Source organism: Methanobrevibacter millerae, from assembly GCF_900103415.1.
GTDB lineage: Archaea > Methanobacteriota > Methanobacteria > Methanobacteriales > Methanobacteriaceae > Methanocatella > Methanocatella millerae.
The window spans coordinates 137,721-153,612 of the sequence record NZ_FMXB01000002.1; the positions used below are offsets into that span (position 1 = coordinate 137,721).

Here is a 15,892-nt window from a genome sequence, read left to right on the forward strand (position 1 = left end):
TAGATGAATATTTGATAAAAATTAATAACGTTAACTTAAAAAATAAAAAAATAAATGATGTAGATTGAGTTTACATCATTGGAGGCATACCGCCCATTCCGCCCATACCAGGCATTGGAGGCATACCGCTGTCATCATTTCCTGACTCGTCAGCACCGGTTGAGTTGAGTGCGTTTCTTGCTGCAATCATGTCATCGATACGTAAAATCATTTCAGCAGCTTCGCCTGCAGACTGAAGAGCCTGAACTTTAACCCTTAAAGGTTCAATTACTCCGGCATCCTTCATGTCGACGACTTCACCTGTGAATACGTTGATACCGATTGCGTTGGAGTCTTCATGAGCAGCCTTCAAATCAGCAATTAAGTTAATGGTGTCCAAACCTGCGTTTTCAATCAGGGTTCTTGGAATGACTTCCAAAGCTTCAGCGTATTTTAAGATAGCTAACTGTTCCCTTCCGCTTACGGATTCACCATAATCCCTTAACTGTTTTACCAAATCGATTTCACATGCTCCTCCGCCGATGAGGACTTTTCCTTCTTCGATAGTGGCAGCAACTACTCCTAAAGCATCGTCAAGAGCTCTTGCGATTTGCTCGGTTACGTAACGGGTACTTCCCCTAAGTACAATGGAGGATGCTTTCGGATTTTCACATTCTTCAATGAAAGTCAATTTGTGGTCGAAGACCTTTTCAAGGTAAACTTTGCCTGCATGACCTAACTTGTCTTCGGACAGGTCTTCAATGTCTGTTACAAGTTTTGCACCGGTTGCTTTTGAGATTCTTTCAATATCAGATTTTTTAACTCTCTTATAGGTCATGATGCCTGCCTTTTTAAGATAATGTTCAGCCAGGTCATCGATTCCTTTCTGACAGAAGAATACGTTTGCGCCTGAATCGACGATTTTGTCAACCAAGTCCCTAATCATCTGCTCTTCATTGTCCAGAAATGCCGCAAACTGATCAGGAGAGGTAATGTCGATTTTAGTATCGGTATTGAGGTCTTTTAACTCAATAGGATATTTCATGATTGCAATTTTTGCATCTTCAACGACTTCAGGCATGTTTTTTGAAACCGGAGTCTTGTCAATGACAATGCCTTCACATAAGAATGAATCTTCCACGGAATCTCCGGAAACCCTTTGAATGTTGATGTTGTCGATTTCAGATACACCGTCCTCTTCGATTCTTAAAGCTGCTTCTACAACAAGGTTTGCAAGATGTTCTTTTGCATAATCTGATCCTTTACCACTCATTGCAGTGACTGCAACATGCTGAAGGGTTTCCTTATCGTCAGCATCGATTGCAATTTCATTCAATAATTCAACAGCTTTTGCGGTTGCGTTTCTAAATCCTTTAACGACAACGGAAGTTGCGATTCCATCTTCTAATAATTCTTCAGCTTTAGCTAATAATTCACCAGCAATAACAACGACAGAAGTGGTTCCGTCTCCGACAATTTCTTCTTGCTTTTTAGCTGTTTCTACAAGCATACGTGCAGCCGGCTGTGCAATATCCATTTCTCTCATTATAGTTGCACCATCATTAGTTACGGTAATATCTCCCATACCACTAACTAACATTTTGTCCATTCCTTTAGGACCAAGAGTAGTTCTTACAATGCCTGCCAATACTTTAGCGGCCGTAATATTCATTCTTAAAGCATCTCTTTTAGAATATCTTTCAGTCCCTTCAGGAAGAATAAATATTGGTTGATTTGCCATACTATTTTCACCTTTAAAATTAATTTATAATACGATATAAAAATTAGAATTTTTTATACATTAAATATATTGATTTGTGATAATATAAAAATATTACCTAAAAAGAAAAAAAATAAACAAAGCCTAAAAAGGCTTGTTTTATGATATTATCTAATCATGGAAGTTGAAAAACCGCCATTTGCAAACTGATACATGATTCCTTCAGTTGTAGGGTAAGTACAATATTTAATGTTGTTTGCTGCCAGATACTGGGCAACATTGGAAATTGAAGGATCAGTTATGCTGAAGTTATCGTCCCATGCCCTTTTTGCGGAATATCCGCTGAAGTCACCGTAACGATACGGTCCCATTCCATTAGGATTTGTCCAATCGATACTGTCCCAGACAGGAACACAGACACAGTTTTTAGACCTCAATACATTCTGAATATAGCTTGAAGCCAGTTCCCTTATGGTTCCGGCACAGAAACCGTTATAGACAGTTATAAGCACGTAATTGCTTGGAACATTGAAGTAGTCTTCATAATGGGCATTGCTGTGCGTTTTTCCTACTTTTACATTCCATCCTGCGGCAGCAAAAGCTCTGGCTAATTCCCATTTCTTCTCATCAGATCCTCCGTCAGCATCAATATAGACATTCTTGCCGGTTAAACCAAATGGATTACTATTCATACCAAAATTAAAGTTGGATGCAACCTTATTTGAAACGAAAGTCACATAGTCTGCTAAAGAATAGCTATAATCATGATAGAATGACATGATTTTTGAAGCGATAATTGCATAGTCATTGTAGCTGACTACGCCGGAACTTGTGGAAACACTATCCGGAACCTGCTTATTTTTGGAAATTTTTGAAGCGATGTCTTTTGCAATGTTTACAAACTCGTCTTTTTTAATTAAGCATGATGTGATTGTATTGTCCGGTGAATTAACACCCTGTACGCCATGGATAATGGCTACATTATTTCTATTGGAACTTCCCAGCTGTTCAATGGCCTTATTCATTAAATAATAAAATTCAGCCAAGGTATATGTATGAACAGGAGCATTAAGCGTTGCAGGCAAGACCCCATGAGTCTCATAATAACATCTAAGGTAATATGCACCGTCTGCAATATCGCTGATTGATATTTCAATAGGAATAACTTCAATATTGTTTGATATTGACAGTCCGTTGAAAGTTGAAGTTATGATATATTTATTCGGATGTAAATTAATGTTAAGCTTTGCAACACCATTGCTGTCAGTTGTTCTGTCATAATAAACTCCATTGATATTGAAAGTCACGTTTTTATTGGCATATGGCTTTCCCTGACCGTCAAGCAGAGTGGTCTTGAACGCATCGGCAGTCTTATATAACTTATTTAAATCATTGGCGAATAAAATCTGATTGACTTTAATGCTGTTGGAGACAATTGAATCCTTATGCTCGGCAGTGATTATGTAATCTCCCGGAGCCAGATTGATATTGATTTTAGCATGCCCGGATGAGTTTGTAACCCTATCATAGTAAACTCCATTAATGTTGAACTTTACGGTTTCACCGGCACCGACAGGCTTTGCATTATCGCCCAATACCCTAACGACATACTGGGAACTGTTCTTATAATACTTGACCAAATCGCTGTTTTCAACGATTCTTGAAATGACAGTGATTACATTTGAAGTTCTCTCGCCGTTTTCGGTATTGTATGCGGTAAGAACGTATTCTCCAGGTATCAGATTAATGTTAAGCCTGGCAAGACCCTTATCTCCACTGACCTGACGGGTATAGAAAACGCCGTTGATGTTAAAGGTGACGTTGCTTCCGGAAGCCAGATATTTGCCCTCGCTGTCACGGAATGTGGCATAATACTGAGTTCCGTTCTTATACATTTTGGAAATATCAGTTCCGTTGAGAGTAGCTAAAATGGAAACATTACAGTCAGCATAATTATCATTATAGGATATCTTTACAGGATAATCCCCTGCAATCAGATTCAATGCCAGAGAGGCAGTACCGTTCTCATTAGTAACCCTGTTATATGTTACGCCGTTTATTGTAATTCCTACGCTTTGATTTGAAACAGGTTTTCCGTCGGATTCGACAAGGACGCTTAACCTTTCAGATCCCCCATAATATTTAACGACGTCTGGCGCTGTAATGACAACGCCGGAAGTGTTTGAACTTTCTTCGGATGCTGATAAAACATCACCACCTACATTTTCCGATAAAACAATATCCGAATAGGATATGGATAATGTATCGGTACCATTATAGTTTTCTTGATTAAAATCATCACTGGCGCAAGCGCCAGAAATGGATAAGATTAAAATTAAAGAAAAAATAATTAAAAATCGTTTTTTCATAAATCTAACACAACCTTTCAATAGTATAAAAATTTTTATTTTTAATAATATTTAAGAATTTTTATTAAAAATGTGAATTCGGTTACTTTTATTAAACAAAATATTTATAATATTATTATATGTATCAGAAAGTCATTGAGGACATTAAAAAAAATCTTGGAGAAAACAAGGATTTGAATCGCAAATACCTTATATCACAAATTGAAATCTACAAGACTCATGAATACTCCACAGAAATAATCAAAGAGATTTCCAAAATGATTTGGGATTGCTTAAGTCCTGAAGAGCAGGAAGAGTACGAAAGGATAATCAGCGAAGAAAATCCCATAAAGGACCTGATAATTGAAGCGGAGTTTTACATACAGAACAATGACTATGAAAAGGCGCTGGAAATCTATGATGAATTCATGAATACCTTTCCGGGGATGTATGAAAACGATGAGGTCAATGAATACCACAGCTTTTCAGACCCTTTAGAAGAGCTGATATTTCATGAATTCATCGGCTGTGAAAAGGAACTTCAATACATTCCGGACAATCAGCCTCTGGAAGACCTGTATTACGGTTACGGATTTCTCCTGAGGGACGCTTCAAGGCTTGATGAAGCCGAATCCGCACTTAAGGAATCATTAAGGATCAATCCCGTTTCAACGAGAGTGATTCTGGAGCTGTGTGACATCTACAAAATGCGTGCACCTACATTCAACAGATTCTACTTCCATAATATGGATGCCTTAAAATACGCATATACCGGTTCTGATTTGGCCAGAATTTACAATAACTTCGGATTTTACTATTATGAGGAAAACAACCCTGAACTGTCAATAGCATGTTACAGATACAGCCTGAAGTATGAAAATGATCCGTTTACTGAAGACAAAATCAAATCAATAGAGAAAAAATACGGCATAGAGTTGACGGATGGGGAATGTGAAGCGTTAATGACAAGCAAACACATCCGGGTTGGCGTTAATCCGTTCGTTCTTGAAAATCTGGAAAGGCTGGCTAGGGACTATGAAAAGGACAATATGCTGAACCAGTCACTCTTTTTCTACAGGAGGCTCTACAGCGTCAACAAGAATGAACAGACATTCAACAAAATAAAAGAATTGGATTTCAAAACAAGACGTCAAAAAAGAAAAATTTAATTATATATAAAATATATAAATATTTTTAGGTGATTTAATATGTGTTCTGCTGGTGGCCCAATGGCCGATATTGACTTAGGAAAATTAAAGACAAAAAGATACAGATGTTTAGACTGTGGAAATGAATTTAAAGGGCTTGGTAAAAAAGTCGTTTGTCCTTCTTGCCAAAGCGACAACGTTGAATGCAAAGAATAATTCCTAATTATTCTTCTTTTTTTATTTTTTAGTGGTTAATATGGATATTGACTTCAGTTATGATGAGATTCTTTTTTTGGAAGGTGAAAGCGGTCTTGTTGGAATAATTAAGGTCGCTAAAGACAACAAGATGCTCTTTATAGCCACACAGGACAATGAAGAGATAGTTCAGTTCCTTGAAAAGGATGACATTATAGCGGTATCCAACTTCAAAAAGGACAAAAGAGCGATAAGGTCACAGGCATACCTGACCAGAGAGGAAGACTCACCTATAGTTATCTTAAATAAGGATCATCCGTCCGTCAAGAGGCTGTCACAGGTATTGTCCGTAGGCGAAAGGGTGAACCTGAACTGCAATATCGTTAGGGGAACACACCCGGAACAGGACGTCTTATGCTCATGCGACTCATTATCCGGAATATCCATCACTAAAACGAAAAGCGGCGTCAGATTAAACCGGGTTCATGAAAATTACACTATCGAAGAGTTTTAAGCATGAATTTTGATTTTAATTTCCTGTATACCTTGCTGGGACAGCTGGTAATTATAATTGCAGTTCTGATTATAATACTGTTTATAATATATCTGACCATCGGAAAGCTCCTGATTAAAAAGGAAATTGTCATCTTTCCAAAATTCATTTTATTCATTACAGACTTACTTTATTCACCGTTCAAATCAATAGCTAAACTGTTAAAGCTCGATGATAACCTGATAGACTCAATCAGCATTCAGACAAGAAATGACATCAATAAAAAGAAGTTCAAGAAAATACCTGCGGATAAGACGCTTATTTTCCTGCCTCATTGTTTAAGGCACAAGGACTGTCCCGCCACGCTTCAAAAGGAAGGCGTGAAATGTACATGCTGTGGATTATGCTCAATTGGTGTCATCAAGAAAAAGGCCGAACCTATGGGCTATAAGACATATATTGTGCCTGGATCAAGCTTTGTTAAAAAAATAGTAATGGAAAACAAGTTCAAGGCAGTCATAGGCGTTGCATGCCATGAGGATTTGAATCAGATGATGATGCTTCTTTCGGATTTTTGCCCGCAGGGCGTATTGCTTAAAAAAACAGGATGCTTTGAAACAAGGGTGGATGTCGGTGAAGTATTGAAAATAATCAATTCCAAAGACTAATCAAAATACTTCATGAAATCCAGAGATTCAGGCGTTTGGCTGAATTCCTCTATGAAAGCTTTCAAATCATTAATGAATTCTTCTTTTCTTTCCTGTAAATCTTCAATTTGGGAATAATCCTTTTTTATTGCGATATTCATTATGATATCATCAGTTTCCAAGTTAATTTCAGGCAAAAGCAAAGTGTCAATTTCATCCATTATTTCAACCCCTTCCAAGTTCCTTATGAGCTCTTGCCAAGTGTCCGGCAGCCAATGCACCGATAAGGGACAATTCCCCTGCAAGAACCGTACTTGCAACGATTTCGGCAAATTCATGGGCTTTGCCTGAACCGGCAACACCTAAAATATTCAATCCTTCATTTGCAGCTTCAAGACTTGTTCCTCCGCCTACAGTGGCAATAGGCAAGTCAGGCAAGTTAACTGAGAAGTATAAATCTCCGTCACGAGCTTCGGCAGTCGTAATGCCCAGAGAACCTTCAACGACATGAGCCGCATCCTGGCCCGTAGCCAAAAAGATTGCTGCAACCATGTTTGCATAATGCGCATTGTATGCGTGAGAAGCACTGACAGCTGAGCCTATAAGGTTTTTGGCTATATTAACCTCTTCCATGGCTTCCGCCGTGGTTTTAAGTTTCTGATTAACGATATCCTTAGGAATCAGGATGTCTGCAACAACGCTTTTTCCCCTTCCTTCAATGATATTGATTGCCGCAGGCTTCTTATCGACGCAGGCATTTCCGCTTAAGGCAATGTGTCTGGCAGTCGTTTCGCTGGCCATCTTGTCGAGAATCTTTTCGGTGGCTATCGTGACCATGTTCATGCCCATACTGTCTCCTGTGGAATATACGAAGCGAGGATAAACATAAACGCCCGCAATTAATATCGGATCGATTTTAAGGAGTTTTCCGTGTGATGTTGTGGATTCGGCAATTTCTTTAAGTTCAGCGAAATTATCAATAAACCATTCCTTAATCCTTATGGACTCTGATGCGTTTTCGGTTTTGATTACCGGAGCTCTGGTCATGATGTCTGATATGACGTGTGCATTGACTCCGCCTGATGCAGTAATGGTGGAAGCTCCCCTGTTTATTGATGCGACAAGCGCTCCTTCAGAGGTTGCAAGAGGAACGAAAACTTCCCTTTTGCATTTATCCCCATTGATTTTTAAAGGACCTGCAATACCCATAGGCAATTGCAGAACTCCGATTGAATTTTCAATGTTTCTGGCGGAAGCCCTTTCCATATCCAGAGAATAATTGGCTATATTGTCCAGTTTAATTGAATATTTCCTTTCAAGGAATTCCCTTCTGATGTCTGTGGCTTCACTGGCTGAAACTTCCCTGTCGACCTGGTAAAGTTTCATTTCACCGTTCAAAAGTTTATCAATAATTTCTGAGTGATTCATCTTAAATTTCCCTTTTAATTAATTCAACGATTTCTGACGGCATTTTTGCAACTTCAACGCCGGCGTCATTCAATGCTTCGGTCTTGCTTGCTACGGTACCGGTATTACCCTGAATGATAGCTCCTGCGTGACCCATTCTTTTTCCAGGAGGTGCAGTTCTTCCTGCGATGTATGAAACGACAGGCTTGGTCATTTCATTTTTAATGTATTCCGCTGCGTTTTCCTCTGCGTTTCCTCCGATTTCACCTATTAATACAACTGCTTCAGTGTCAGGGTCGTTTTCAAACCTTTCAAGAATGCCTATGTAGTTTGTACCGATAACAGGGTCTCCTCCGATTCCGACACAGGTACTCTGGCCGATTCCCGCACGGGTAAGTTCGCTGGCTATTTCGTAGGTTAACGTACCGCTTCTTGAAATTACGCCCACATTTCCTTCAGCAAAGATGTGTGTCGGCATGATACCAAGCTTTCCGACACCAGGTGAGATTACTCCAGGAGTGTTCGGGCCGATGACGGTAGTTCCCATCTGATCGGCATATGCCATTATGTCCAGTGAATCGTGGACAGGAATGTGTTCGGAAATAATGATGACCAAATCCAGATGTCTGATTGATTCGAAAGCTGCGTCCTTTGCAAATTTTGCAGGAACGAAAATGATTGAAGCGTTAACGTCAGTTTCGCTTGCTGCCTCTTCAATGGAATTGAAAATAGGAACGCCCAAAAAGTCCTGACCTCCTTTGCCCGGAGTTACGCCTGCTTCTATACATGTATTATACTTTAACATCTGTTCAGTGTGGAATGAACCTTGCTTACCGGTTATTCCTTGAACCAAAGCTTTTGTATTTTTATCCAATAAAATCATATTAAAATCTCCTAATTAACGTAAAATTCTAGTTTTATTTTGAAAAGGAATCGCCAAATCGATAACGTTGCCGTTCATGAATGCTGTAGCGGAAAATATTACGCTTCCAGGCAATACGTTACACGTTGTTCCCCTTTCGACAAGATAAGTATTCTTATTTCCAAGTGCAGCCCCAATCATTGCACTTGCTATCACTCCAATAGACTCGATATTCTGAACCGTGGCCACTACAACCGGATCGTCGGTTTCAGAAGAAACGTATCCGACGCCGGGAATCTTTTTGCTTTTAGCTTCAATCAAATCTGACACATCCGTCAAATCATCCATTCCTTGAGCCGCCTTGATTGCAGAGTTTGCAACATTTGCAACAAATGGTTCGCCGCCATAGGTATCAAAGCCCAGAATAATGGCATCGGGATAAAATCCAGGACGGAAATTGGCTTCAGCATATGAAATTCCTTCGCCTGCCCCAGATTCGTCATCTGATATTCCGGAAAGGTCTCCGAGGTTTTCAGCGCAGTCCTTTAAAATATTTACTATGCCTTCATTGACGCTTTCAAGCAGGTCATCCTCGACAAAAGCACTTATGACAACATCGTCTCCAGTGACATTTGTCAAAGCAGCTTCACTAGCTCCAAGTTCTTTAAGCCTATAAAGATTATTTTCAATATTTTCTACCAATGTAGTACTACAGGACACATCATTTTTAGAAATGTCGGCTCCTATAGCTGTAATTTTCAAAATAACACCTTTAAAATTTGATTAATATAAATATAATAAAATATTAAATTTTATCTGTAATATATTATGTTACTTAATTTATATAAAATTTTAGTCAGAAAATCAGGATTCATTTGAAAAAATTAATTAATAACAATAATCAAAAATAATTATAATGTATTCACAAACTAAAATAGCTATTCCAATTTTTCAGTCCAAAATCGATGAAGTGATAGAAGTTGCAAACGACTGTATTGACAAGGGTGCGGATATTTTGGAATTCAGAATTGACGCCCTTAAAAATCCTGATTTTAAAGAAATTAAACAAGCAATTGAGGAAATTAATTTCCCTATGATTGCAACCAATAGAATCTCGACTGAAGGAGGTTCATTTAAGGGATCTGAAGAAGAAAGAATTGATATTTTATACAAATGCTGCGATCTGGTTGAATATGTGGATATTGAACTTCAAAGCAATGATGAATATATAGATATGATTCATGACACAGGAGTCAAGACAATCGTATCCTACCATGATTTCGAAAAGACTCCCGAAATTGATGAAATCACGTATATTGTTAAAAAGGAACTGGAGCTTGGAGATATCGCCAAAGTTGCATTCATGCCTAACGATTTAGAGGATACCCTAAAGGTACTGGCCATACTTTCACACTGCGAAAAGACAATAGCTATTTCCATGAGCGATTTGGGCAGTTATACAAGAGTTATGGCTTCCAAATTCAATTCACCAATCACTTTTGCTGCAGGCAGAGATGTTACCGCTCCGGGCCAAATCGATATTGAAACGATGAAAGCTTTACTTAATATGAATCTGAATATCATGGATTAAGGTGATAATATGGCTAACAAAGGCGTTTTAGCAATAGGTGCTGTAGTAATTATTCTGCTTCTTGTTGGAGGATATTTCCTGTTTATAGGAGAATCCGTTAATGTTTACATGGATGGTGAAAACATTACCGCCCAAACAACGATTTCCCCTTTTTCAGGCGTTGATACAGGCAAATTAAACGATGAAATTTGTGAATTAACATTCCAAAATATGAACAATACCACCGGTGATGCGAAAAGCTTGAAACAGGGCATTCTCAGAATCTGTCTTGCCCACGGTCTTGATAACGTTAAAGTTCATTTGAATTCACCATTGGGTGAAGACGAAATTCCGATTTTATTCCATGTGGAAGGAACATCAATGTATCCTACATTAAACGATGGGCAGACCGTTTTAGTTGAAAAGACCAAAGACATAAAGGTCGGAAATATTGTTGTGGCCGACTCCGACGAATACGGCAACATCATTAAAAGGGTTTCTCAAATTAAAGGAGATCAAGTCTATTTAACAAGCGACAACACCAATGTGGACTACGAATACATAAACGGCACACGTTACGAGACAAAAGGAATAACAACATGGGTTGGTATTAACGATATTTACGGCGTTGTAGTGCAGTATTAAGACTGCACTATCATATTTTTATCCTTTTTAAGCTTTAAAGTTATTTTCTCTTAAGAAGTCCAAGAATTTGATGCAAGAAACATTGTACTCCCCGCATACATATGGAATAACAGAATGAGGGTGTTTTCTAGAACTTTCCTGAGAAACAACAGTGACATTATCATCTACAATACCACAAGCTACTAAATAAGGATCGGCCCAGGATCCACCATTAGTTTTATCAAAACCTCTCCTTATAAATGATTCAAATTTATCCAAAGACATGATTTCAGATAAATATAGATTTTCCTCATCAGTTAAGTCCCTAAAACAATTTTTATAATTTTTCCATACTTCTTGAGAATCTTGTAGTTCATCATAAGCTTAGTTAACTGAAAACAGTTTTCCTTCATCAAACTTTTCAAAAATAAAATTCCAAAGTGAAGGAAAAACACTATAAGGATAATATTTTTCTAAATCAATTAATGAGGATGTGTCAATGACATATTTTTTCATTTTTTAACCCCCATATAACATTTCCTCAATTATTGGAACTTGATTTATTTTTAAACCTGTGTAATTTGATAAATCAGAACCATTAATAAGTCCTGTTTCATATGCTTCGAGTACAATAGAATAGAAAGGCTTTCCATTATATTTAATCATATTACGATAATAATTTCCACCCTTTCCTTTGGATTTCTTTGGGACAAACTTGCCATAATTTGTTTTTAAATCATATTCCTTTTTAGAAATTATCTTCAAATCCAATAATCTTCTTAAGATAACATGATTACTGACTCCATACATATTAGCTAAATCATTTAATGAATCATGTGAATTTTTATTTAAATCTTCACTAGGGACTAAAAATTCTCCAGAAACTGCATTGCAAAATATTTCAATGTCCCTGTCAAAATCTTCCCCACATATTGCACTTTCACCCAATAATAAATGAGTTAATTCATGGAATAAAGAAAAGATTCTTCCATTTACACTATCTTTTCCGTTTAACAAAATTATTGGAACATCACGATGATAAATGCATAATCCCCTCATTTCTTTAATATCCACATCAAAAGTTTCAAATACTAAAACACCCATTTTTTCAGTTAATACATCTTTCCAATTATTTAAAAAGTTATAATGATTTATATCTTTACGATTATCCTTTTTTAACCAAGTTTTTTGAACATCAATGGAAATATCTAATTTTTCACGAATAAATGAAGAGAAGCCATATTTATTTATTTCACCTTCAAATACTTCAAAAGATTCGACATTTTCATTCATCTCATCAGATAATTCCATGAATATCCTTCTTCGGTTTTCTGAAGTGTGAATATTATCAATTAAAAATGGTGAAATATTTTTATAAATACTTCCTCCATCTAATTTTCTGTAATTAACAAAATTAGGAATTTTACCATATTCCGGAGGATTTTTCATGAAGAAAAATGCTGTAGGAACTTTGTACCTTTTGCTGACATTTCTTAATTGAATCCATGTAGGAAATTTATCACCTGACTCCCAGGATTCGTATTTATTCCTAATATCTTCTGGCAATTCCTTCTCATATCCATTTACATAGCCAGCGTAATTTCTTGCCCAAAACATCATATCTTTATTAATTTTTGCTATTGCCATATTTTTTCTCCTTTTATTAATCTTTTATTAGATTTCGGACAATTCATTAAAAAATATTATTCAATTCATATTAATTTTTGATTGTTTAGTATTTAATATTTTTTTAATGAAAATATTCTTTACGAGTAATAATGAGAATTAAGTAATTAATCCTCATCTTTTCTAGTTAATTCTTCGTTTTCAAGTTCTTCACGTAAAAATCCAGTGAAAACGAAAAGCTTCATCAATACCATGTTCATGTTTGTATTTGATAGCAAAATCAAACATGCCTTCTTCTTTTCCGGCTTTTCTTCCTATTTCTATACCTGTTTCTCTTCCTATTTCCATACCTTCTTCTTTTCCTGCTTTTCTTCCTATTTCAATGCCTTTTTCAAAGACACCGCTGTTCATAACTTTCTCATAGACTGCATCAACTGGAACATCCATTGTAATCACATCCATTAATCTTCTTTTTTCTCCTTCATCGGAAACATACTGTTCAATTGCCAAAATTAATGGCATAAACAAATTTTCATCATCGAATAAATCATTTTTCTTAATTTTTTCAATCAAACTACAAACTTCCCTTACTCTGGCTAATCTAAATTCACTTTTGACCATGAATGGTGAAAAAACTAAAAATCGAACATCGGTGTATGGCAGTTTTAAGTTAGTTATAACTTTATTTTTAACACTTAAATATTTTACTTGATCATTATAATCAATCAGATAATGTATAATTGGCTTCAAAATTGAAGTTTCAGTTTCATTATATATGAAAACTTCAGATTTGACATGGTAAATACAAATAATAATTGTAACAACAGGTTTACCAGACTTACACTGTAATCGCACTTTATAATCCATGTATCTTTTCAGATGTTTAGTTGTAAGTTTCACATCTTGAAATTCGAAATTCAGCAGCACTCCTTCACGGGTTTCAAAGACTATATCAGCAAAAAGACTATTACTATTAAAAGAATTCAGTTCATTGCGATATAGACGAATAATATGGTAATCTAAGCCAAAGGCATCGACAAATAACTGTCCAAATAGAATTGCAGCAAGTTTGAAAAAGTTATCAATATTTTGATGAGACATTCTTTTCACATATCCTATTTTTTTTCAGTAGTGATTTTTCAAAACACTATTAAAATAAATTGTGGAAGTGCGACTTGATGAAAAAATGAAAGAGGTATATTCAAATTAAAAAATTTACTTATTTAATTGATATGATTTCTTTAAATTAAATTAATTCAAATAATAACAGGTTATTTATTTAAAATAAAAGTTAATTGCTAGTTTAAACATGATTATGGTGTTGAGTTTCTTTAATTAATTTTCAATGAAATGAGCATTTCATGACCGATTGATTCAAATTTTGTTATGAATCGGGACAATTTTACTCACTTATGAAATATTAACCGAGTGAAGAAATTATTTTGTGGTGTTTATCAAATTGTTAAAATCAAGTAAAAAAAATCAAGTATTTTCATGTTGTAGTGCAGCATCAAAACTGCACTACAAACGAAATCTGAGTCAATTAAAAGATATTGAGCCTTAAATTGCACTATCACCTTCTTCACCGGTTCTTATTCTGATTACGTTATCCATAGGATAGATGAATATTTTTCCGTCACCGATATTTCCGGTATGGGCTGATTTTTTGATTGCGTCAACTATCAAATCAACGCCTTCCTCTTTCACTACGATTTCAATACGGGTTTTTGGAATCAAATCAATGCAATAGCTGGATCCGCGATATGATTCTTTTATTCCTCTTTGACTTCCTCTTCCTTTTACTTCAGTGATGTTCATACCTTCACAGCCAACTGCCAAAAGGGCGTTTTTAACATCCTGAATCTTTTCTTGTCTTATTATCGCAACAACACTTTTCATTATATCACATCTAGCTTAAATTATATGCGGATTCTTCGTGGAGATTTTTATCAAGACCTCCGATTTCCTCTGATCCTTCAACTCTAATTCCACCCATTGCTTTATCAAGTATCTTAGCAAGAACAAAGCTTATTACAAATGCATATACCATTGTAGCTACTACGCTGATAATCTGTATTACAACCTGTTCCGGATTGCCGTATAACAGTCCTGCAGTTCCTCCGATTGCAGGCACTGCAAATATGCCTGTAGCGATTGCTCCCCATATACCTGACATACCGTGAATACCCCATACATCCAAAGCATCGTCATATCCCATTTTTGCTTTAAGGGTATAGATTGCGAAGTATGAAACTAAAGGAGCTATAGCGCCTATTATTAATGCACCGAATACGTCAACGAATCCTGCTGCCGGCGTGATTGCAACAAGTCCTGCAACTGCACCGGATATTGCACCTAAGACAGTTGGTTTTCCGACGATATAGGTATCCAGAATTGTCCACACGATTAATGCGGTAGCTGCAGAGACGTTGGATACTATGATTGCGTTTGCTGCAAGGCCGTCTGCTGCAAGACCAGATCCTCCGTTGAATCCCATCCATCCGAACCAGAGTAATGCTGCACCGAGCACTGCATAACCGAGGTTGTGCGGAATTAATGAGGTGTCTTTCCTTTTTCCTAAAACCAATGCAACTGCAAGAGCTGAAACACCTGAATTAATGTGGACAACGGTTCCTCCTGCGAAATCCAGAGCGTTCATTTGCATCAGCCATCCTCCGCCCCATACCCAGTGGGCGATTGGCAGATATACTAAAATAGCCCAGATTGGTATGAATATTACCCAGGCTTTGGTTTTCATCCTTCCAACGAGAGCACCTGATATCAATGCTGCGGTTAAACCGGCGAATGCTCCCTGAAACATTACAAATACTAATGTTGGTATTGTTCCCGTAAGATCATCCAATGCAATTCCCTGCAGGAAAAACTGGGTTGGAATACCTATCAGTCCATTGAATGAGTTTTCACTGAATGCTGATGAGTAACCGAAGATTACCCAGATTATGCTTACGATTGAAAATGCTATAAAAGTTAAAAACATTGTATTTAATACGTTCTTCTTTTTACTTAATCCTCCATAAAAAAATGCTACAGCAGGAATTGACATTAATAAAACTAATAATGTTGAAATTAAAATCCATGCTGTATCACCAGTACTTAAAACATCCATATTATCTTTTCTCAATAAATTATTAAATTTAAACTTTACATAAAAACCATCGGAATACGGCTTCCGTCTTCCGACATATAATATTTTGTCAGTATAGTATATAAAGATTTTGGTAAGCTAAAAAAATTGAAAAAAATAAATAATAT

The 15,892-nt window shown here is 36.6% G+C and carries 16 protein-coding genes and 1 pseudogene; 6 read left to right on the forward strand and 11 right to left on the reverse strand.

Translation table 11 applies throughout. The features are described 5' to 3' along the window. Positions 1-70 precede the first annotated feature (70 nt). The gene (gene thsA, locus F3G70_RS01860; protein ID WP_149731013.1) at positions 71-1,720 is read right to left on the reverse strand and encodes a thermosome subunit alpha; all 1,650 of its coding nucleotides are present in this window, start codon (positions 1,718-1,720) and stop codon (positions 71-73) included. A 146-nt stretch (positions 1,721-1,866) separates the two neighbouring features. Continuing rightward, positions 1,867-4,068, reverse strand: a complete 2,202-nt coding sequence (locus F3G70_RS01865; RefSeq protein WP_149731014.1) for an Ig-like domain repeat protein — start codon at positions 4,066-4,068, stop codon at positions 1,867-1,869. A gap of 119 nt (positions 4,069-4,187) precedes the next feature. Between F3G70_RS01865 and F3G70_RS01870 the strand changes: the two genes are divergently transcribed. From F3G70_RS01870 to F3G70_RS01880, 4 genes are read left to right on the forward strand one after another with little or no spacing between them, the layout of a single operon-like run. Further along, positions 4,188-5,216 (forward strand): hypothetical protein, encoded by a 1,029-nt coding sequence (locus tag F3G70_RS01870; protein ID WP_149731015.1) that lies wholly within the window; start codon positions 4,188-4,190, stop codon positions 5,214-5,216. Positions 5,217-5,255: 39 nt separating this feature from the next. Continuing rightward, positions 5,256-5,411: a hypothetical protein gene (locus tag F3G70_RS11960; RefSeq protein WP_188118025.1), complete on the forward strand. Its 156-nt coding sequence runs from the start codon at positions 5,256-5,258 to the stop codon at positions 5,409-5,411. A 40-nt stretch (positions 5,412-5,451) separates the two neighbouring features. Next, the gene (locus F3G70_RS01875; protein ID WP_149731016.1) at positions 5,452-5,904 is read left to right on the forward strand and encodes a hypothetical protein; all 453 of its coding nucleotides are present in this window, start codon (positions 5,452-5,454) and stop codon (positions 5,902-5,904) included. A gap of 2 nt (positions 5,905-5,906) precedes the next feature. Continuing rightward, positions 5,907-6,551, forward strand: a complete 645-nt coding sequence (locus F3G70_RS01880; protein ID WP_149731017.1) for a DUF116 domain-containing protein — start codon at positions 5,907-5,909, stop codon at positions 6,549-6,551. On the opposite strand, the gene F3G70_RS01885 is transcribed toward F3G70_RS01880, so the two are convergent. The 4 genes from F3G70_RS01885 to F3G70_RS01900 are packed head-to-tail and all read right to left on the reverse strand — an operon-like array spanning position 6,548 to position 9,561. Continuing rightward, positions 6,548-6,751, reverse strand: coding sequence for a hypothetical protein (locus F3G70_RS01885; RefSeq protein ID WP_149731018.1), 204 nt, complete (start codon positions 6,749-6,751; stop codon positions 6,548-6,550). The two genes, F3G70_RS01880 and F3G70_RS01885, sit on opposite strands and share 4 nt — an antisense overlap. Before the next feature lie 4 nt (positions 6,752-6,755). Beyond that, positions 6,756-7,958: a hydroxymethylglutaryl-CoA reductase (NADPH) gene (gene hmgA, locus F3G70_RS01890; RefSeq protein ID WP_149731019.1), complete on the reverse strand. Its 1,203-nt coding sequence runs from the start codon at positions 7,956-7,958 to the stop codon at positions 6,756-6,758. Position 7,959: 1 nt separating this feature from the next. Continuing rightward, a complete protein-coding gene (sucD, locus tag F3G70_RS01895) occupies positions 7,960-8,820 on the reverse strand; it encodes a succinate--CoA ligase subunit alpha (protein WP_149731020.1) in 861 nt (286 codons plus the stop codon). A 15-nt stretch (positions 8,821-8,835) separates the two neighbouring features. Continuing rightward, positions 8,836-9,561: a hypothetical protein gene (locus F3G70_RS01900; protein WP_149731021.1), complete on the reverse strand. Its 726-nt coding sequence runs from the start codon at positions 9,559-9,561 to the stop codon at positions 8,836-8,838. A 154-nt stretch (positions 9,562-9,715) separates the two neighbouring features. Between F3G70_RS01900 and aroD the strand changes: the two genes are divergently transcribed. Then, positions 9,716-10,390 carry a type I 3-dehydroquinate dehydratase gene (aroD, locus tag F3G70_RS01905; RefSeq protein ID WP_149731022.1) on the forward strand — a complete coding sequence of 225 codons (675 nt, stop codon included), beginning with the start codon at positions 9,716-9,718 and terminating at the stop codon, positions 10,388-10,390. 9 nt (positions 10,391-10,399) lie between these two features. Next, the gene (locus F3G70_RS01910) at positions 10,400-11,014 is read left to right on the forward strand and encodes a S24/S26 family peptidase (RefSeq protein ID WP_149731023.1); all 615 of its coding nucleotides are present in this window, start codon (positions 10,400-10,402) and stop codon (positions 11,012-11,014) included. 27 nt (positions 11,015-11,041) lie between these two features. Here F3G70_RS01910 and F3G70_RS12220 read toward each other — a convergent pair. The 5 genes and pseudogenes from F3G70_RS12220 to F3G70_RS01940 all read right to left on the reverse strand — a co-directional run bounded on the left by F3G70_RS12220 (position 11,042) and on the right by F3G70_RS01940 (position 15,746). Then, positions 11,042-11,509: pseudogene (locus F3G70_RS12220) on the reverse strand (DUF4411 family protein). Between the two features lie 3 nt (positions 11,510-11,512). Further along, on the reverse strand, positions 11,513-12,640 hold the full coding sequence (locus F3G70_RS01925; RefSeq protein WP_149731026.1) for an ImmA/IrrE family metallo-endopeptidase: 1,128 nt from the start codon (positions 12,638-12,640) through the stop codon (positions 11,513-11,515). Between the two features lie 189 nt (positions 12,641-12,829). Beyond that, on the reverse strand, positions 12,830-13,720 hold the full coding sequence (locus F3G70_RS01930; protein ID WP_149731027.1) for a hypothetical protein: 891 nt from the start codon (positions 13,718-13,720) through the stop codon (positions 12,830-12,832). 459 nt (positions 13,721-14,179) lie between these two features. Further along, positions 14,180-14,518, reverse strand: a complete 339-nt coding sequence (locus F3G70_RS01935; protein ID WP_149731028.1) for a P-II family nitrogen regulator — start codon at positions 14,516-14,518, stop codon at positions 14,180-14,182. A gap of 10 nt (positions 14,519-14,528) precedes the next feature. Beyond that, a complete protein-coding gene (locus F3G70_RS01940) occupies positions 14,529-15,746 on the reverse strand; it encodes an ammonium transporter (protein ID WP_149731073.1) in 1,218 nt (405 codons plus the stop codon). Between the last annotated feature and the right edge of the window lie 146 nt (positions 15,747-15,892).